Origin of the sequence: Prochlorococcus marinus XMU1402 (genome assembly GCF_017696205.1) — a bacterium.
GTDB lineage: Bacteria > Cyanobacteriota > Cyanobacteriia > PCC-6307 > Cyanobiaceae > Prochlorococcus_A > Prochlorococcus_A marinus_AC.
Genome location: NZ_JAAORD010000001.1, coordinates 826,790 through 845,819, shown reverse-complemented (window position 1 = coordinate 845,819; position 19,030 = coordinate 826,790). Strand labels below are relative to the sequence as shown.

Annotated in this window: 19 protein-coding genes and 1 pseudogene; 16 read left to right on the top strand and 4 right to left on the bottom strand. The window is 31.0% G+C overall.

The features are described 5' to 3' along the window. Positions 1–13: 13 nt before the first annotated feature. The 6 genes from htpG to psaK all read left to right on the top strand — a co-directional run bounded on the left by htpG (position 14) and on the right by psaK (position 3,696). Entirely contained in the window at positions 14–1,918 is a 1,905-nt protein-coding gene (gene htpG / locus HA141_RS04830; RefSeq protein WP_209117443.1) for a molecular chaperone HtpG, read from the top strand. A 40-nt stretch (positions 1,919–1,958) separates the two neighbouring features. After that, positions 1,959–2,195, top strand: coding sequence for a 50S ribosomal protein L28 (gene rpmB, locus HA141_RS04825; RefSeq protein WP_209117441.1), 237 nt, complete (start codon positions 1,959–1,961; stop codon positions 2,193–2,195). Positions 2,196–2,200: 5 nt separating this feature from the next. Then, entirely contained in the window at positions 2,201–2,734 is a 534-nt protein-coding gene (locus HA141_RS04820; RefSeq protein ID WP_209117439.1) for a peroxiredoxin, read from the top strand. Positions 2,735–2,738: 4 nt separating this feature from the next. After that, positions 2,739–3,041 (top strand): DUF2499 domain-containing protein, encoded by a 303-nt coding sequence (locus HA141_RS04815; protein ID WP_209117437.1) that lies wholly within the window; start codon positions 2,739–2,741, stop codon positions 3,039–3,041. Further along, on the top strand, positions 3,034–3,369 hold the full coding sequence (locus HA141_RS04810; protein ID WP_209117435.1) for a DUF3593 domain-containing protein: 336 nt from the start codon (positions 3,034–3,036) through the stop codon (positions 3,367–3,369). Before HA141_RS04815 ends, HA141_RS04810 begins: the two co-directional genes overlap by 8 nt. A 66-nt stretch (positions 3,370–3,435) precedes the next feature. Further along, positions 3,436–3,696 carry a photosystem I reaction center subunit PsaK gene (psaK, locus tag HA141_RS04805; RefSeq protein ID WP_011818394.1) on the top strand — a complete coding sequence of 87 codons (261 nt, stop codon included), beginning with the start codon at positions 3,436–3,438 and terminating at the stop codon, positions 3,694–3,696. Positions 3,697–3,715: 19 nt separating this feature from the next. On the opposite strand, the gene dxs is transcribed toward psaK, so the two are convergent. Continuing rightward, positions 3,716–5,605, bottom strand: a complete 1,890-nt coding sequence (gene dxs / locus HA141_RS04800) for a 1-deoxy-D-xylulose-5-phosphate synthase (protein WP_209117433.1) — start codon at positions 5,603–5,605, stop codon at positions 3,716–3,718. Positions 5,606–5,721: 116 nt separating this feature from the next. Between dxs and ilvA the strand changes: the two genes are divergently transcribed. The 3 genes from ilvA to HA141_RS04785 all read left to right on the top strand — a co-directional run bounded on the left by ilvA (position 5,722) and on the right by HA141_RS04785 (position 8,153). Beyond that, a complete protein-coding gene (ilvA, locus tag HA141_RS04795) occupies positions 5,722–7,263 on the top strand; it encodes a threonine ammonia-lyase, biosynthetic (protein ID WP_209117431.1) in 1,542 nt (513 codons plus the stop codon). Positions 7,264–7,329: 66 nt separating this feature from the next. Continuing rightward, positions 7,330–7,836, top strand: coding sequence for an SMC-Scp complex subunit ScpB (gene scpB, locus HA141_RS04790; protein WP_209117936.1), 507 nt, complete (start codon positions 7,330–7,332; stop codon positions 7,834–7,836). Positions 7,837–7,874: 38 nt separating this feature from the next. Continuing rightward, entirely contained in the window at positions 7,875–8,153 is a 279-nt protein-coding gene (locus HA141_RS04785) for a YggT family protein (RefSeq protein ID WP_209117428.1), read from the top strand. 2 nt (positions 8,154–8,155) lie between these two features. On the opposite strand, the gene HA141_RS04780 is transcribed toward HA141_RS04785, so the two are convergent. Then, the gene (locus HA141_RS04780) at positions 8,156–8,485 is read right to left on the bottom strand and encodes a nucleoside triphosphate pyrophosphohydrolase family protein (protein WP_209117426.1); all 330 of its coding nucleotides are present in this window, start codon (positions 8,483–8,485) and stop codon (positions 8,156–8,158) included. Positions 8,486–8,546: 61 nt separating this feature from the next. Between HA141_RS04780 and pyk the strand changes: the two genes are divergently transcribed. From pyk to HA141_RS04755, 5 genes are read left to right on the top strand one after another with little or no spacing between them, the layout of a single operon-like run. Beyond that, on the top strand, positions 8,547–10,340 hold the full coding sequence (gene pyk / locus HA141_RS04775; RefSeq protein ID WP_209117424.1) for a pyruvate kinase: 1,794 nt from the start codon (positions 8,547–8,549) through the stop codon (positions 10,338–10,340). Further along, positions 10,333–11,565, top strand: coding sequence for an ABC transporter permease (locus HA141_RS04770; RefSeq protein ID WP_209117422.1), 1,233 nt, complete (start codon positions 10,333–10,335; stop codon positions 11,563–11,565). The genes pyk and HA141_RS04770 overlap by 8 nt, the downstream gene beginning before the upstream one ends. Before the next feature lie 48 nt (positions 11,566–11,613). Further along, entirely contained in the window at positions 11,614–12,150 is a 537-nt protein-coding gene (locus HA141_RS04765; RefSeq protein WP_348535308.1) for a biotin transporter BioY, read from the top strand. Continuing rightward, positions 12,150–12,608 (top strand): signal peptidase II, encoded by a 459-nt coding sequence (gene lspA / locus HA141_RS04760; RefSeq protein ID WP_209117418.1) that lies wholly within the window; start codon positions 12,150–12,152, stop codon positions 12,606–12,608. The genes HA141_RS04765 and lspA overlap by 1 nt, the downstream gene beginning before the upstream one ends. Before the next feature lies 1 nt (position 12,609). After that, entirely contained in the window at positions 12,610–14,109 is a 1,500-nt protein-coding gene (locus HA141_RS04755) for a GTP-binding protein (protein WP_209117416.1), read from the top strand. A 133-nt stretch (positions 14,110–14,242) separates the two neighbouring features. On the opposite strand, the gene HA141_RS04750 is transcribed toward HA141_RS04755, so the two are convergent. Next, positions 14,243–15,628, bottom strand: coding sequence for a pyridoxal phosphate-dependent decarboxylase family protein (locus tag HA141_RS04750; protein ID WP_209117414.1), 1,386 nt, complete (start codon positions 15,626–15,628; stop codon positions 14,243–14,245). Between the two features lie 43 nt (positions 15,629–15,671). Here HA141_RS04750 and HA141_RS04745 point away from each other — a divergent pair, with 43 nt between their 5' ends. Beyond that, on the top strand, positions 15,672–16,187 hold the full coding sequence (locus tag HA141_RS04745; protein ID WP_209117412.1) for a nucleoside deaminase: 516 nt from the start codon (positions 15,672–15,674) through the stop codon (positions 16,185–16,187). Here HA141_RS04745 and HA141_RS04740 read toward each other — a convergent pair. Then, a pseudogene (locus HA141_RS04740) lies at positions 16,162–17,346 on the bottom strand (pyridoxal-phosphate-dependent aminotransferase family protein). The gene HA141_RS04745 and the pseudogene HA141_RS04740 sit on opposite strands and share 26 nt — an antisense overlap. Before the next feature lie 212 nt (positions 17,347–17,558). Between HA141_RS04740 and glnA the strand changes: the two are divergent. Continuing rightward, entirely contained in the window at positions 17,559–18,980 is a 1,422-nt protein-coding gene (glnA, locus tag HA141_RS04735; RefSeq protein WP_011818380.1) for a type I glutamate--ammonia ligase, read from the top strand. The last annotated feature ends 50 nt before the right edge of the window (positions 18,981–19,030 follow it).

Here is a 19,030-nt window from a genome sequence, read left to right as displayed (position 1 = left end):
GATTTTTTTTTAAATGGAAAAAGGCGAAATTCGTATTAATACCGAAAATATATTCCCAATTATCAAGAAGGCAGTATATTCTGACCATGAAATCTTTTTAAGAGAACTTGTTAGTAATGGTGTCGACGCAATTAGTAAAAGAAGGATGGCTTCTATGGCAGGTGATTGCGAAAATAATGAGGAAGCTCAAGTAAAAATAACAATTAACCGTGAAAAAAATATGTTAACAATTTCTGATAATGGAATTGGTATGAATGATGAAGAAATTAAGAAATACATAAACCAAGTTGCATTTTCTAGTGCAGAAGAATTTCTAACAAAATATAAAAAAGATAATGATGAATTCATAGGTCACTTTGGACTAGGTTTTTATTCAAGTTTCATGGTCGCAGATAGAGTTGATATATTAACTAAATCAGCAATTGGTGAATCAAAAGCTTTTAAATGGTCGTGTGATGGATCGCCAAATTTCACGTTAGAAGAATCAGAAAGAGAGACTATTGGTACTGATGTGATACTTCACCTACTTGAAGATGAAAAAGAGTTTATTGAGCCTGAAAGGATTAAATCACTAATAAAAAAATATTGTGACTTTATGCCAATAGATGTATTACTCGAAGGTGAGACAATTAATAAGAAAAATCCTCCTTGGAGAAAACAACCAAGTGAATTAAAAGATGAAGATTATATTGAGTTATATAAATACCTTTATCCTTTCCAGGGAGATCCTCTTTTATGGATTCACCTTAATACAGATTATCCTTATGACATACAAGGGATATTGTATTTTCCAAAATTGTCAGGTAGAGCTGATTGGGAAAAGGGAGAAATAAAACTATTTTGCAATCAAGTATTCGTAAGCGATTCAATTAAAGAGATAGTACCAAAATACCTTTTACCTCTAAGAGGAGTTATTGACTCTACAGATATACCTTTAAATGTTAGTAGAAGTGCATTACAAACAGATAGAAAAGTAAGGTCAATATCATCATTTATCTCAAAAAAAATAGCTAATAAACTGAAGGATTTGATAAAAAATTCTCCAGAATTTTATGCAGAAATTTGGGATTCCATTTCTGCTTTTATTAAAATAGGTGCTATAGAAGATGAAAAATTTGCTGATTTAGTCGATAGCAGTATAATTTTCGAAACAATAATAAATTCTGAGAAAGACGTAACTAAAGATATTGAAAATAAATCCCTCATTAAGTCTAATGATAAATATTTCACAACTCTTGCAAATTACAAAGAACGAAATAAATTAACTGATTCTAAAAAAATAATCTACTGTTCAGATTTGATTTCACAGTCAAGTGCATTAAATATCTGTTTATCTGATAGTAAGGAAGTTATTAAATCAGATCCCTTAATTGACGCACAATTTCTTCCATGGTTGGAAAGTAAAAATGAAGATTATCAATTCCAAAGAGTAGATTCAGAAATAAATGAACTAGAAGATAAAGAATCTAAAGAAATTGTTGATAAGGATGGCAAATCAAATACAGATAATCTTAGAGATACGATAGTTAAGGCCCTTAACAATGAGAAAGTAACAGTTAAAGTGCAGTCTCTATCAAGTAAAGATGCTCCACCTGCGATGATCTTGCTTCCAGAACAAATGAGAAGAATTAATGATATGGGTGCTTACATGGAACAAAAGATGCCAGGCTTACCTGAATATCATGTGCTCTTAATTAACAAAGAACATCCACTTATTAATGGTCTTAACAAAATTACAGGCAGCAAAATAATTATTGATAAAAAAGATCCTATTGAAAATCCATTGGCATCTAAAATTGCTATTCATGTATACGATATGGCTAAACTTTCTGTAGGTGGATTAGATCAAGAACAAATTATTAATTTACAAAATAATAATGCCGAATTAATTTCAGAATTACTTAATTCAACAAATTGAGTCATATGTTAAAATTTTTAAAGATATAACTCAAAAAAATATGTCAAGAGTTTGTGAACTAACTGGTGCTAAAGCTAATAATGGGATGGCAGTGAGTCACTCTCATATTCGTACAAAAAAATTGCAGCAAGTTAATCTCCAAAAAAGGAAACTATGGTGGGAAGAGGGCAAAAAATGGGTAAATATAAAAATAAGTACCAAAGCCCTAAAGTCTATACAAAAAGTAGGCCTAGATAAATTTGCTAAATCAAATGGAGTTGATTTAAATAAATTCTAAATTTGATGAGTAATTTAGTTGCAAGTATATTAATACCACTTATTCTCTTATTTAATTGTAATTCAGCCTTCTCTTTTGATTTTGCTCCAGAAATTGGCGATATGGCTCCAAACTTTCAATTAGAAGGTTTTAATAAAAACATAAAAACAAAATCAACTTGGGAATTAAGTGATTTTCAAGGTAAGTGGCTTGTTATGTATTTTTATCCTAAAGATTTTACAGCAGGCTGCACTCTTGAAGCTAAAGGTTTTTCAGAATTAAAAAAAGATTTTTCAAAAAATAATGCAGAAATTGTTGGCATAAGTGCTGACAATCAAGATTCTCATGAAAGTTTCTGCAGCGAGAAATCCATAAACTACACTTTATTATCTGATCCTGACGGAATTATTAGTAATAAATATGGTTCATGGATTCCTCCATTCTCAGATAGAAATACTTTTTTGATTTCTCCTAATGGGAAAATTTCTTATAGATGGATTAGTGTTTTACCTATAAATCATGCTAAAGAAGTTCTCAACGTTTTAAAGAAAAAAATATAAAATTTTGCACGAATTATCATTTGGAACTTGGTTAATACATATCTCATCAGTAATAGAATGGATTTTTGCCATATTAGTCATAAACAAAATTTCTACATATAAAAAATATAATTTATTTTTTTGGTTAAGTCTCGCTATGGTCCCAAACTTAATAGGTGCTATGTGTGCGATCACCTGGCATATCTATGACAACCAAGAAATTCTTTACGGTCTAGTATCACTTCAAGGAATATTTACATTTATAGGAAATTCAACATTGGCCATAGCTGCAATAATAATTTTTAAAGGAAAAGAGACTTATGAATGATTTATTTTTCAAAAGTATAGAAAAATTAGGTTCAATTGATAACACATTATTGTTTTCAATATCAATAATTCCATATGCAATATTTTTGTTTTACTTATATAAAATCAAATCTGTTAATATTTTTGTAAAAACAGGATTCTCCTTAACTGTTTTATTCGTATTAATAACTATACTGGTATCTATCTTCACACTAAATTATTACGATAAAACCCTTGTTGAGGTTGACTTCCTGCATGGCTTTGCAGAATCCTTCCTAACTCTAAGTGATTTTGTTATTTTGTTTGGATTTATAAAGTTGTTAAATAGTTTAGAAGTAAAAAACTCTTAAGACCTTTTACAATTTTGTGTTTTTTAGGCAAAAGTATTAGAGAATATATGAAAATAACGAATTTTTATGTTTACTACATTATTTGCAGCTGCAGATCCAGCAACTTTTTCTTGGTCTCCAAAGTGTGCCGTCGTAATGATTGCATGTAATGTTTTTGCTTATGCAATCGCTAGAGCAACAATAAGAAAACCTAATGAAGGTTTTGAAATACCTAATTCAAAATTCTATGGTGGTTTAAGTCACGCATCAGTTGTAGGTGCTAATTGCCTAGGTCATATATTCGGAATTGGAGCAATCTTAGGATTAGCCTCAAGAGGTGTTTTATAAATATTTATTTATTAAATTATTAATTAACTAACTTAAATTTCTTAACAATTTTATCTGCCATCTGATCAGGCATAAGTCCTAGTTTTACTTTACTCTGATCAGGTGAAGCATGATCAACTAAAACATCAGGTATACCTATTCTGTATACAGGAATGTTTATTTCATTATCGTTAAATAATTCAACTATTGCGGAACCAAATCCACCTATTAAGGTTCCTTCTTCCATTGTTACAACATTTTTAATCCTACTTGCTAAAGGCAAAATAAGATTTTTATCGAGAGGTTTAACAAATCTTGCATTAACAATGCATGCATTAATATTCATATTTTTTAAGATCTTTGCTGTTTCGATTGCTGATGCGACCATTGAACCATAAGCAATAATTAAAATATCTTCTCCTTCTTCAAGTATTTCAGCTTCGCCTATATTCAAAGGTTCCCAACCCTCATCCATTACAGCCACTCCTAATCCAGAGCCTCTTGGTATTCTTAAAGCTGTAGGACCATTATGGTTTATTGAAGTTATTAACATTCTCTGTAATTCAGACTCATCCTTTGGAGCCATCAATACAAAATTAGGTATAGATCTCATATAACTGATATCATACTGACCTTGGTGAGTAGGACCGTCAGCTCCGACTATCCCAGCTCTATCAAGTACAAATGATACAGGTAAATTTTGTATCCCTACATCATGAATTAATTGGTCGAAAGCACGTTGAAGAAAAGTACTATAAATAGCTACAACAGGTTTAAGACCATCGCAAGACATTCCTGCCGCAAGAGTAACTGCATGTTGTTCTGCTATTCCTACATCGATGTATTGATCAGGGATATTTTTTTGCAATATATCTAATCCCGTACCTGTAGCCATTGCAGCTGTAATACCAACAACTTTGCTATCTTGCTCACAAATTTTTAATAAGGTTTGACCAAATATTTTGCTATAACTAACAGGTTTAGGTTTCTTTGATGGAATAGACTTCCCAGTTGTAAGATCAAATGCAGACTGTGCATGATATCCAACCTGATCGGCTTCTGCATATGGATAACCCTTCCCTTTTGTTGTGACAACATGAACAAGTACAGGTCTTTTAAGTTTATGCGCAGCGTTAAAGGTCTTAACTAAATTACTAATATCATGACCATCAATTGGACCCATATATGTAAATCCAAGTTCTTCAAAAACAGCTCCAACCTTAGGCACAGATAATCGTCTAACGCTTCCTTTAATATTTTTGAGTTCTTCTGGGATATCCTTACCAATTAAGGGAATATTTTTTACACTTTCTTGAACACTATCGGACAAAAATTGCAATGGTGGACTTACTCTTACCTTATTTAAGTAAGATGAAAGGGCTCCAACCGGAGGTGAAATAGACATGTCATTATCGTTCAATACTACAACTAAAGGGGTATTTGGTAAGTGACCTGCATGATTTATAGCTTCTAATGCCATTCCTCCAGTTAGTGCTCCATCTCCAATAACAGCGACACATTTATAATTTTCACCTTTTCTATCTCTTGCTATTGCCATTCCTAAAGCAGCAGAAATAGAAGTGCTTGCATGTCCAGCACCAAAATGATCAAATTTACTTTCACTTCTTTTTAGATATCCAGCAACTCCATTTTGTTGCCTTAGAGAATCAAATTGACTGAAACGTCCTGTAATTAATTTATGAGGGTAACCTTGATGTCCTACATCCCAAACAACTTTGTCAAAATCAAGATCAAGAGTTTGATATAAAGCCAATGTCAACTCAACAACACCTAGTCCAGGACCAAGATGTCCTCCACTAGTGGATACTACCTGAAGATGCCTTTCTCTAATTTGACAAGCAATTTCCTCTAATTGTGAAACTGTTAAGCCATGAAGTTGATTTGGATGACTTAACTCACTTAAAAGCATTTAACAAAAATTGGTATCTGTATAATCTAAAACGCCGAGGTGCAAAATGAGTATTTTTTTTGAAATAGATCATGTAATGTTTTATTAGATTAATAATTAATGCTAAAAATATATGTATGAATGATTATTTTGAAAAAATACTTCGAGCTGAAGTCTATGAAGTTGCAAAAAAAACACCTCTTGAGAAAGCTCATAATTTAAGTAATACACTTAATAATGATGTTTTTCTAAAAAGAGAAGATCTTCAGGATGTATTTTCATTCAAAATAAGAGGTGCATATAACAAAATGAGTAAGCTTACTAATTCACAGCTTGCTCGGGGAGTAATTACTTCTAGTGCTGGTAATCATGCTCAAGGGGTTGCACTTAGTGCCCTTAAGTTAAATTGCCAAGCAACCATATTAATGCCCATTACCACACCTCTAGTAAAAGTTAATGCAGTAAAAAATTTAAAAGCAAAAGTTATATTATTTGGTGATAATTATGATGAAACATACAAAGAGGCAATAAGAATTAGCCAAGAAAGAAATTTATGTTTTATTCATCCTTTTGACGATCCAGAAGTAATCGCAGGACAAGGAACTATAGCTGTAGAACTTGAACAGCAGCTTAAGGAAAAACCTTATGCGATTTATATTGCTGTTGGTGGTGGAGGATTAATATCAGGAATTTCTCTATATATAAAAAAAATATGGCCTGAAGTAAAAATAATAGGTGTAGAGCCTGAAGATGCAGACGCCATGACAAAATCATTGGAAGAATCAAAAATTGTGGAATTATCTTCTGTTGGTCAATTTGCAGATGGAGTGGCGGTTAAAAAAATTGGTAAAAATACTTTTGATATTGGCAGAAAATATATAGATAAGATGATTACCGTTAATACTGATGAAATATGTGCTGCTATAAAAGATGTTTTTGAGGATACTAGATCAATACTAGAACCCGCAGGAGCATTATCAATTGCAGGGATGAAAAAAGATATTTTAAATTCGAATCATTCAAATAGAAAAATGGTTGCGATTGCATGTGGTGCAAATATGAATTTTGAGCGGCTTAGATTTGTCGCAGAAAGAGCAGAACTTGGTGAGTGTAAAGAAGTAATGATGGCTGTTGAAATCCCAGAACGTCCAGGAAGTTTAATTGATTTTTGTAAGTTACTTGATAATAGAAATTTAACTGAATTTAGCTACAGGATGTCGAATTCAAAGAATGCCCAGATCTTTGTGGGAGTTCAAGTCTATGGATTAAATGATAAAAAAAATCTTTTAAATTTATTTAGAAATTCTGAGTACTCATTTATTGACATAAGTGATGATGAATTATCTAAAAATCATCTAAGACATATGGTAGGTGGAAGATTACCAAAGAATTTTAAAGAAATGGATAATAGTAACTTTGTTGAGCTTTTATACAGATTTGAGTTTCCTGAAAGACCTGGCGCATTAATAAACTTCTTAAATAATATGAAATCTAATTGGTCTATAAGCGTGTTTCACTATAGGAATTATGGAGCTGATGTTGGGAAAATTGTTATTGGAGTTTTAATCGATAAAAATGAGATTTTAGAGTGGAACAAATTTGTAAATATTCTAGGCTATAAATTTTGGGATGAAACTCAAAACGATACATATAAATTATTCCTTGGTGCATCAGATTAAATTTAAGCTAAATTAGGAAAGATTTCGGTAATTAAAATCAATCAATCTGATCTAAATACCAAGCCAATATCTGATATAGATTTAGTTACTAAAGTTGAAGCTGTTCTATATTTGAAAGGCAGGCCAATAACCAAAAAGGACCTTTCAGAAATTACTAATTCTGATATAAACTCAATAAATGATGCAATTAAAGATCTAAAAAATAAATACTCTGATCCCAACTCAGCTATTGAATTAAATGCAATTAATAACAGTTTTTCTCTCGAACTAAAATCTAGTCTTAATGATTTCGTCGATGATTTACTTCCTTCTGATTTGAAAACATCCGAATTAAGGACATTGGCTACTATTGCGATCAAAAAAAAGATCCTACAATCGGATCTTATACTTATAAGGGGTTCAGGTGCATATGATCATATTAAAGAATTATTAGAAAAGAAATTTATCGTCAAACGAAAACAAAAAGATGGTAGATCATATTGGTTATCATTATCAGAAAAGTTTTTTCAAACTTTTGCTGTAAGTAATGAATATCTCTCAAAAATAGGAAGCAGTAATAATAAGCAGCAATAATAAGTAAATGTTAGGATATATTAAATTACGACAAGATAATGTTATCTGAGATTTTTGCAGTTTTAGGCCAAACTTTATCAATTTATTCTTTCATATTGATAATAAGAATTTTACTTACATGGTTTCCAGGTATTGATTGGAGTAACGGCGTTTTATCAGCATTAACTTCTATCACAGATCCTTATTTAAACATTTTTAGAGGTATTATCCCTCCAATAGGCGGATTTGATATTTCATCCTTATTAGCTTTTTTGCTTTTAAATGTTATACAAAATTTAATTACAAATCTCCAATATGCAAGCATAGGTTATAGCTGAACTTATCTATCATCTCCAGAACCTCTTATCTTTCCCTTAGCAGATCTTAATTGTAATTTTTCAAGGTTTTGTAATGCAACATCCTCTAAATTGAAATTTAATTCTGTACAAAGATTTGATATGTACCACAAAACATCTCCTAACTCTTTTTTAATACCTAATTTTGATTCGTTATCAAATATTCCGTTTTTATCTCTTATAACCTTTTTCACTTTTTCTGCAACTTCTCCAGCCTCTCCAACCAATCCAAGAGTTGGATAAATATTATTTGAGCCTAAATCTGGATATTGTGCTGTTTCTCTCGCTTTTCTCTGATAAGTTTCAAAATCCATGACTTAAATAACTAACTTTGGGTATGGTAAATTTATTTATATCTAGCAATATTATCTATATATGTCGAATATTGATTTAAAAAGAAGAACAAAAATAGTAGCGACTATTGGTCCTGCAACTCAATCTGAAAAGATAATTACAGATTTAATTAAAGCTGGAGTAACAACATTCAGATTAAATTTCTCACATGGAGATCATAAAGATCATGCTGAGAGAATAAAAACCATAAGGGAAGTATCAAAAAAGTTAGATATAGATATTGGAATATTGCAAGACCTTCAAGGACCTAAAATACGATTAGGGCGCTTTAAAGATGGGCCAGTAAAAGTTAAAAAAGGCGATAAATTTACACTTACATCAAATGAAGTCGAATGTACAAATTCTATTGCAAATGTAACCTACAACAAACTTTCTCAAGAAGTTAGCGAAGGGAAAAGAATACTTTTAGATGATGGAAAAATAGAAATGATTGTAGAAAAAGTTGATACAAAAGCTAATAATTTGGAGTGCAAGGTTACTGTAGGAGGGGTTCTTTCAAACAATAAAGGTGTTAATTTTCCAGATGTTCAATTATCAGTAAAAGCATTAACAGAAAAAGATAAAGAGGATTTAAAATTCGGCTTATCTGAAGGAGTTGATTGGATCGCCCTTAGTTTCGTAAGAAACCCATCCGATATAAATGAAATAAAAGATTTAATAAACGAAAATGGCCATTCAACTCCTGTAGTCGCAAAAATAGAGAAATTTGAAGCAATTGATCAAATTGATACTTTATTACCTTTATGTGATGGGGTTATGGTTGCAAGAGGTGATTTGGGAGTAGAAATGCCTGCTGAAGAAGTCCCACTTTTACAAAAGGAATTAATTAGAAAAGCTAATTCTTTAGGTATCCCAATAATTACAGCGACCCAAATGCTTGATTCTATGGCTTCGAATCCAAGACCTACCAGGGCCGAAGTTAGCGATGTTGCTAATGCAATATTGGATGGAACAGATGCAGTGATGCTTTCAAACGAAACTGCAGTTGGTGATTATCCTGTAGAGGCTGTAGAAACAATGGCGACTATAGCTAGAAGAATTGAAAGGGATTATCCACTTAAAGCTATAGAGAGTCACTTACCTAGTACTATACCAAATGCTATTAGTGCAGCTGTAAGTAATATAGCTAGACAACTTGATGCAGGAGCAATAATCCCTTTGACAAAATCAGGTTCTACTGCTCGAAATGTAAGCAAATTCAGACCACCAACACCTATCTTGGCAACTACTACAGAGAGGGCTGTAGCAAGAAGATTGCAACTCGTTTGGGGAGTTACTCCCATAGTTGTTAAGAATGATGAAAGAACAGCAAAAACTTTCAGTTTAGCTATGCAAATTGCTCAGGAGATGGGAATTCTAATTCAAGGAGATTTAGTAGTTCAAACTGCAGGGACATTAACTGGTATTAGTGGCTCTACTGATTTAATAAAAGTAGGTTTAGTTAGGAAGATTGTTTCAAGAGGAATTTCAATTGGGGAAATTGGTGTTACGGGTAAAGCAAGAATAATAAAAAATAATCTTGATATGTCCTTAATTTGTCCCGGTGAAATATTATTTGTCCCAGAGGAATTAATGGAAAATATTCCACTTAGTAAAAATATTGCGGGTATTGTTACTAACCAAAATGTAAATGATGTTTACGCATTGTTTAATAAAAATAACGTAAAGATATCTACAGTATGTAATTTAGATAATTTAGCTAATCATCAAATTAGTAATGGCGACCTTATTACATTGCAGCTTAATGAAGGCGTTATATACATGGGGCAAATTGAAGAAGATGATGAAGCATTAGATAAATATAAATATGTCTAGGAATATCTCTATAAAAGAAGCTTTAGGAATGGCTACAAAAACATTAGTATCGAACAAATTGAGAAGTTCGTTAACAATGCTTGGGATCATAATAGGCAATGCATCAGTTATTACACTTGTTGGACTTGGAAGAGGTGCTCAAACATTAGCTAAAAACCAACTAAGTAATTTAGGTGCGAATGTTCTATTCATTGTTCCTGGAAATAATGACACAAGAAGAAGAGGTATTTCATTTCCTAAAAACTTAGTTTTAGATGATGCAGTAGCAATAAGTAATCAAGTCCCAACAGTTAAAAAAGTTGCTCCTCAAATCTCTGCTAACGAAATAGTGCAATCGAACTCAAAAAGCCTAAATATATCAATAGCAGGAGTTACTCCGGAATTTCTTGATGTGAGGAGCTTTGAAGTAGATAAGGGAAGATTTATATCAAAAAGTGATGTGAATAGTGCAAGAAGTTATGTAGTAATTGGTCCTGATCTGAAAGACGAGTTTTTCAAAGATAAATCATCATCACTAGGCAGAAAAATCAGAATTAAAGATCATACATATGAAATTATCGGAATATTAAAACCAAAAGGTGCAGTATTTGGAAGTAATCAAGACAAAAATGCATATATTCCATTAACCACGATGGTAAATAGGATTACTGGGAAGGATCCTACATATGGAGTAAGTTTAAGCTTCATAAGTGTGGAAGCAATAAATAAAAATGCAACCAGTGCCGCTAAATTTCAAATAACTAACCTATTAAGGCAAAGACATAAAATAATAAGAGATGATGACTTTGCAGTTAGATCACAAGAAGATGCATTAAATATAGTAACTAACATTACAAGTGGGCTAACGTTTTTATTAGCAGGTATTGGCGCAGTCTCCTTAGTTGTTGGAGGCATAGGAATAATGAATATTATGCTCGTTTCTGTTAGCGAAAGGACTGAAGAAATTGGTCTTAGAAAAGCGATAGGAGCTAAACAGTCAGATATATTAATTCAATTTTTAATTGAGGCATTGATTTTATCTACTATTGGAGGATTAATAGGAACAACAACGGGATTGTCAGGTGTTTTTCTTTTATCTCTAATAACACCACTGCCTGCATCTGTAGGAATCACTACAACTTTTTCCACTATGATCATTTCAGGATCAATAGGATTAATATTTGGCGTATTACCAGCAAAAAGAGCTTCTAAATTAGATCCAATTGTTGCATTGAGAAGTTTATAAATAGAAATTTTATTCATGCTCAATTTTTATAAATTAATTGAGATACTAGTGAGTCTTCAATCTCTAGTAATAACGACAATGTTACCTATTTATATTCCTCTACCTTTTATATATAAATCTAGTAATAACTTTGAGTTGCCTATCACATGGCAAATTCCAACCGTAATTTTATTAACACTTATATTCCATAAAAAAGTTGTTTTCAGAGCATTTTCTATATATATAATTTTGGGGTTATTTATATTTCCTGTCTTTCATCAAGGAGGTTCAATGGGTTATTTGCTCACTCCAAATTTTGGTTATTTATTAGGTTATTATCCATTAATCAAAATAATTGATAATTTAAACACTAGAAATAAAATAAACGTTAGAAGTTTTTTAAAAAACGGATTTATAGCAATAGTTGCTATGCATTTAACTGGAATATTCTACAACTTCGTACTAGTAATATTGTACAGTCAATTTAATTTATTTTTATATAATTTAGGGAAATACTCATTAGGTAAAATTGGATATCATTTTTTAATGCTTTTTCCACTTTTATTACTTATTAAACCTATAGAACGTTTAAAACATAACAAATAATGATTAAGAAAATACAAACAAAATTATATTTTTTTTCATTAAGTATTTTTATTGTTCTAATAGATCAGTTTACGAAATATTTAATATTTTATAATTATAAAATTTTTTTAAATAAAGATTTTCTTTTATTCAAATTTGACTTTGTAAAAAATTACGGAGCAGCATTTAATATATTAAGTGGTAGTAGAGTATTTTTATCTTTAATAAGTATTTTTTTCTCTATATTAATTATTTATTTAATGTTTAGGAAGAATACTTTAAACTCAATAGATCTATATTCTTATAGCTTTATTCTTGGAGGAACTATTGGTAATGGTATAGATAGGATATATAGAGGCTTTGTAGTTGATTTTATAAATTTAAATATTATAAATTTTCCAGTATTTAATATTGCTGATATATCTATTAATATTGGTTTCATTATTTTACTGTATAACATTTTTAAAAATAATCGATAAAATGAATTACTTGAAATTAAAGTACATAAAGTATGTAGTATTGATATTATTTCTTTATATTATATTTTCTATATTTGTAAGAATAGTAAATATTTATACTCTTTTATTTTTAATTATAATTATTTATACTTTTTATAATATTGATAAAAAATTATTTAAAAAAATAGTTTATAAAGTTATATATAAAAATAAAAAAAATACACTTTCATTCAAAAATGCATATGGGGCTGCCAAGATAAGTTTGGAAGGAGTCGAGAAAATTAACAAAAAAATTAGCGATAAAGTAAAAGCTGAATTGTTAAATTACCAAAAAAATAAACTAGAGTCCCAATTAAAAACAGGAGATTATAAAGTTACTCTTTTTGGAGCAGGTTCCTCAGGAAAAACATCTATAGCAAGATCCTTATTGAAAAATATTGTAGGAGAAACCTCAGCAAAAATAGGTACAACTAAGCAAATTAATAGCTATAAAATTCGTATACCGATTTTAAAAAGAAACATTAATATTGTAGATACTCCTGGTTTATTCGAACCATCTAAATTAGGAGAAGAAAGAGAAAAAGCAACAATAATACAAGCATCAAATTCTGACTTAGTTCTTTTTGTGTTAGATCAGGACATAAATAAATACGAAAACTATTTAATTAAAGAATTATTGAAATTAAGGAAAAAAATAATAATAGTTCTAAATAAATGTGATTTGAGGTCTAGAGATGAAAATAACCTTATCAAAGAAAATATAATTTCCATAACATCCGCTAGAAAAAATAAAATTTCAGTCGTACAAACAATTGCGGTCCCTCAAAAATCTACCTATACAAAATCTGATTCTTTAAATTTAATCCCTGAGGTAGGAAGTTTATTTAGAGAAATAATTGAAACCCTCGATAATAATGGTGAAGAGTTATTGGCTGATAATATTCTTTTTCGCTCAAATAAGTTAGGTATTAAAAGTAAAAATTTCGTACAAGAACAAAGATATTTAATGTCCAATAAAGTTATTAAAAAATATATGTGGATAACAGGAGGGGTAATACTAGTTAATCCACTACCAGCTATTGATTTTCTTACTACTACGTCCGTAAACCTTCAAATGATAATGGAGTTATCAAAAATATATGAAATAAAACTTACAAAAAAAGATGCAAAAGATTTGGCGACTTCATTGCTAAGCGCATTGGCTAAACAAGGAATATTAAAAGGGGGTCTCGCCATTCTTTCTCCTGCTTTAGCTACAAGCTTTACTAAAATAATATTATCTAAATCTATCCAATCAGTTACAGCAGGCTGGTTAATAAGAATAGTAGGACTAAGTTTGATTGAATATTTTAAAAATGGTCAAGATTGGGGTGATGGAGGAATTCAAGAAGTAGTAGATAAGATCTATAGAATAAGTAAAAGAGAGGATATTTTAAATAATTTCGTAAAAGAAGCTATTTCAAAAATTGAAATGAAAAAATATTTTAAATCAAATAAAAGTTTACCTCCATTTACTAATTAATATTGGATAATTGATCATTTAGATAAGTTCTGAAATCAAAGATAGTTATTAATAGTAAATAAGCAATGCAAATAGCTATAGAGATAAACCCCGTTACTATTGCAATAATTTTTGGTCTTCCCATATTCATTAGTTAAGCATCAAGAAGTCTCAAAAGTTCTTCAATATGAGAATCCTTGGTATTGTAATTTCCCATGACAACCCTTAAAAAATATCTACCTTTAAATTTTGGTCTAGAAAGCATAAAATTATTATTAATTAGTTCATTTACTTTAGTTTGAGTCCATGCATCAGAGTCTTTTTTCTCAAGTTTATTTGGTAAGAATGAAACAATATGAAGAGGACCTGAATATATATCAAAATTATTTTTACTAATATTTTTTACAAAAAATTCTTTTCTTTTAATTGATGATTTTAATATATTTTCTATTCCTTTGAGACCTAAAAAACGTAACCCAAGCCATAGTTTGATAACCTCTGCAGGTCTAGAACCTTGTATGCCTATTTCTCCTCTATTTATAATATTTTCTTTAGATGATATATACGGTAGTCCAGTATTAAAAGTATTTTCTAAAGTACTCATATTTGAAACCAATAACAAAGATGAAGTCTTTGTTATACCAATAATTTTTTGTGGATTTATCGTTATCGAATTAGCCTGATTAATATTATTTAGACCTTCTATTGGAATAGAAGTTATAGCAAAAATCCCTCCAATTGAACCATCAATATGTAACCATATGTTTCTTTGTTTACAGATTTCACTTATTTCTTTAATAGGATCAATGGCTCCTCTTACAGTTGTCCCAAGAGTGGCAACAATAGCAAATATTTTTTTATTTTCTGTTGAACATTTATCAAAAGAGTTTCTCAGATCGTTTATATCCATTCGACCATGATTATCAGTTTTAATCCTGACTAGATTCCTAGTATCAAGACCCATTACTTTTATACATTTAACGAAAGAAGAATGAGCATCTTCACTAACAAGTAATACAGAATTAGGATTTGTAGCTAATCCAGCATTATTTCTAGCTGCAATAAGTGCATTCAGATTACTTAATGTACCTCCGCTAGCAGCTATACCTCCTGAGGAATCATTAAACCCTATTTTCTTGGCAAACCATTTGCATAATGATTCCTCAAGCAAGGTTACACTTGGTGATAATTCGTATGCAAGAAGATTATTATTTAAACCAGCAGCAATCAAATCTCCCAAAATAGAGAAAATTAAAGGTGGGGGATCAAGGTGAGCTAGTGAGCCAGGATGAACAGGATTATATGAATAATTCAAAAGAGATTCAATCTCAGAAAATAAATCTTCCTCAGAGTTACCATCATCCGAAGGCATAATACAATTGAAACTCTCATCAAAAGGTAAAGGACCATTTTTATGAGCTTTAGAGAACCAGTCACAAAGAATTTGAGTTGTTTTATTTAGCAGAGTAATTAAGTTATCGTTATTCCCTGAATACGAAGGAAAGTATATATCTTTTTTATTAATTAAATCTTCAGTCATCAGATAAGATATCTATTAATAAGTTTATTCTTAATATTTGTAAATGAGGTATATTTTTGAAAATGTAAATAGTAATTATGATGAACAGAAAGGAATAAATACTTTAAAATACACCAAATGGATGAGTTCTATTTTAAGAAGATCAGAAGAAATTGGAAAAGTTGAATTACCAATCTGTTCAATAATTTTAGATGAGAGAGGAAGATGTATTGGAAGAGGGGTTAACAGGAGAAATATAAATAATGATCCATTGGGTCATGCTGAAATTATGGCATTAAGGCAGGCATCTCTAATAAAAAATGATTGGAGATTTAATGAATGTATTATCATCACAAATTTAGAACCATGTACTATGTGTGCATCGGCACTTATACAGGCAAGGATGGGTAAAGTTGTTTTTGGGGCCTACGATAAAAAAAGAGGTGGATTGGGCGGCTCAATTGACTTATCGAAGCATAAAAGTTCCCATCACAAAATGGAAATAGTAGGAGGTATTTTAGAAGACGAATGCAGTAAGAATTTACAATTATGGTTTAAAAAGTTGAGGACTCAAAAATAGAATATTTTTTTAATTCAGTATCAAATAGGTTTAATAATCTATCTACATTCTCCTCACTTGAGTTAAAGCCCATTAATCCTATGCGCCAAACCTTACCAGACAATTCTCCAAGTCCATTTCCTATTTCTATTCCAAAGTTTCTTAAAAGATGATTTCTAAAACCATCTCCATCTACTGCAGATGGGATCTTAACTGTTGTAAGGGTTGGCAATCGATAATCCTCTGATACATGTAATTCCATGCCTAGACTTTCTAATCCTTTCCAAAGTTTCTTTGCATTAGTATTATGCCTATACCAAACATTCTCTAAACCTTCATTTGCAATTAATCGTAAACCTTCTCGAATAGCAAAATTCATATTTACAGGGGCCGTATGATGATAAACGCGATCAGAACCCCAATATTTATTTAAAAGAGATAAATCTAAATACCAGTTTGGGACTTTTGTTTTTCTTGAACTTAGTTTATCTTCAGCTCTCTTATTCATTGTAAAAGGACTTAGTCCAGGCGGACAGCTTAATCCTTTCTGGCTACAACTATACGCTAAATCTATTTTCCATTCATCTATCAATAGTTCAAGAGCCCCAAGGGAAGTAACTGCGTCAACTAAAAACAAGCAGTTATTTTTTCTACATACTTCACCAATTCCATTAAGAGGTTGTAAAACCCCACTTGATGTTTCAGCATGGACGATAGCAAAAATTGCTGGTTTTTTAGTTTCTATTTCATACTTGATTTCTTCATAAGAAAAAGATTCACCCCAAGGTTTTTCCATAACAGATACATCTGCTTTATATCTTGTTGCCATATCAACAAGTCTGTCTCCAAAATATCCTTTTTTAGCGATAAGAATTTTTTCTCCTTCCTCTATAAAATTAGCTATTGATGCTTCCATAGCTGCACTTCCAGTACCACTCATTGGAAGAGTCAGACGATTATTACATTGCCAGGTATATCTAAGAAGTTGTTGAACGTCAGACATCAATGAAATATATGCTTCATCTAAGTGGCCAATAGGATTCAAAGAAAGAGCGCTTAAGACTTATGGATGTGCGTTTGAAGGACCAGGACCTAATAAAAGTCTAGAGGGAACATAAGTCTTTGAGAAATGAGATAAATTCTCTTCATTTAAAGCCGAAATAAGTTTTGCTTCCGTCAAAGCATTACATTTAATTACTTTTAAATTAAACTAATATCTCCACATAAGCGATATTTATTTAAAGAAATTAATTCAATTTAAATATTTAAGTAAACAATTATTAAACTTATGACTTGAAACACTAAAAGAAGACATCAAGTCTTAAAAAAGTTACCCTTGATACATAACAAGAATCATCGAGTTATTAATTTCATATAAGGTATCACAAAACTATGTCTAAATCCCCTCAAGATGTTTTAAGTCAAATTAAAGACGAAGGAATTGAACTCATCGATTTAAAATTCACTGATATTCATGGAAAATGGCAACATTTAACCCTTACATCAGACATGATAGAGGAGGATTCTTTTACAGAAGGTTTGGCATTTGATGGCTCATCAATAAGAGGTTGGAAAGCAATTAATGCCTCGGATATGTCAATGGTTCCCGATGCAAGTACAGCTTGGATAGATCCTTTTTATAAACATAAAACTTTAAGTATGATTTGCTCTATTCAAGAGCCAAGAAGCGGGGAACCTTATGATAGGTGTCCAAGAGCATTAGCTCAAAAGGCTTTAAAATATTTAGACTCGACTGGTATAGCAGATACTGCATTTTTTGGACCAGAACCAGAATTCTTTTTATTTGATGATGTTAGATATGACTCTAAAGAAGGAGGTTGTTTTTATAGTGTAGATACTATTGAAGCTCCATGGAATACAGGGAGAATTGAAGAAGGGGGAAACCTAGGATACAAAATACAATATAAAGAAGGATATTTTCCAGTAGCTCCAAATGATACTGCGCAAGATATCAGATCTGAGATGCTACTTCTTATGGGTGAATTAGGTATCCCCACCGAAAAACATCACCATGAAGTTGCTGGTGCAGGCCAACACGAGCTTGGAATGAAATTTGATTCGTTAATAAACGCTGCTGATAACGTTATGACTTATAAATACGTTGTCAGAAATGTTGCAAAAAAATATGGAAAAACAGCAACATTTATGCCAAAACCTGTTTTTAACGACAACGGAACAGGAATGCATGTTCACCAAAGTTTATGGAAGAGTGGACAGCCACTATTCTTTGGTGAAGGATCATATGCAAATTTATCTCAAACAGCAAGATGGTACATCGGAGGCATACTTAAACATGCGCCATCATTCTTAGCATTTACTAACCCAACTACTAATAGTTATAAACGATTGGTTCCAGGATTCGAAGCACCTGTAAATCTAGTTTATTCTGAGGGTAATAGATCAGCTGCGGTAAGAATACCCTTAACAGGACCAAGCCCCAAAGCTAAGAGATTAGAATTCAGATCAGGTGACGCACTTGCAAATCCTTACTTAGCATTCTCTGTAATGATGCTTGCTGGTATTGATGGAATTAAAAATCAAATTGACCCTGGTGATGGAGTAGATGTAGATTTATTTGAACTTCCAGCTGATGAACTTGCAAAAATAGATACTGTACCTTCATCTCTAAATGATTCACTTAATGCGCTAAAAGCAGATAAGGATTATCTATTAGCTGGTGGAGTATTTACTGAAGATTTTATTGATAACTTTATCGATATAAAATACGAAGAGGTACAACAACTAAGACAAAGGCCTCATCCACATGAATTCTTCATGTATTACGATGCATAAATAAAAGAAAACAATAGTTTAAATTAATCAATTTGAGAAATATCACAAAA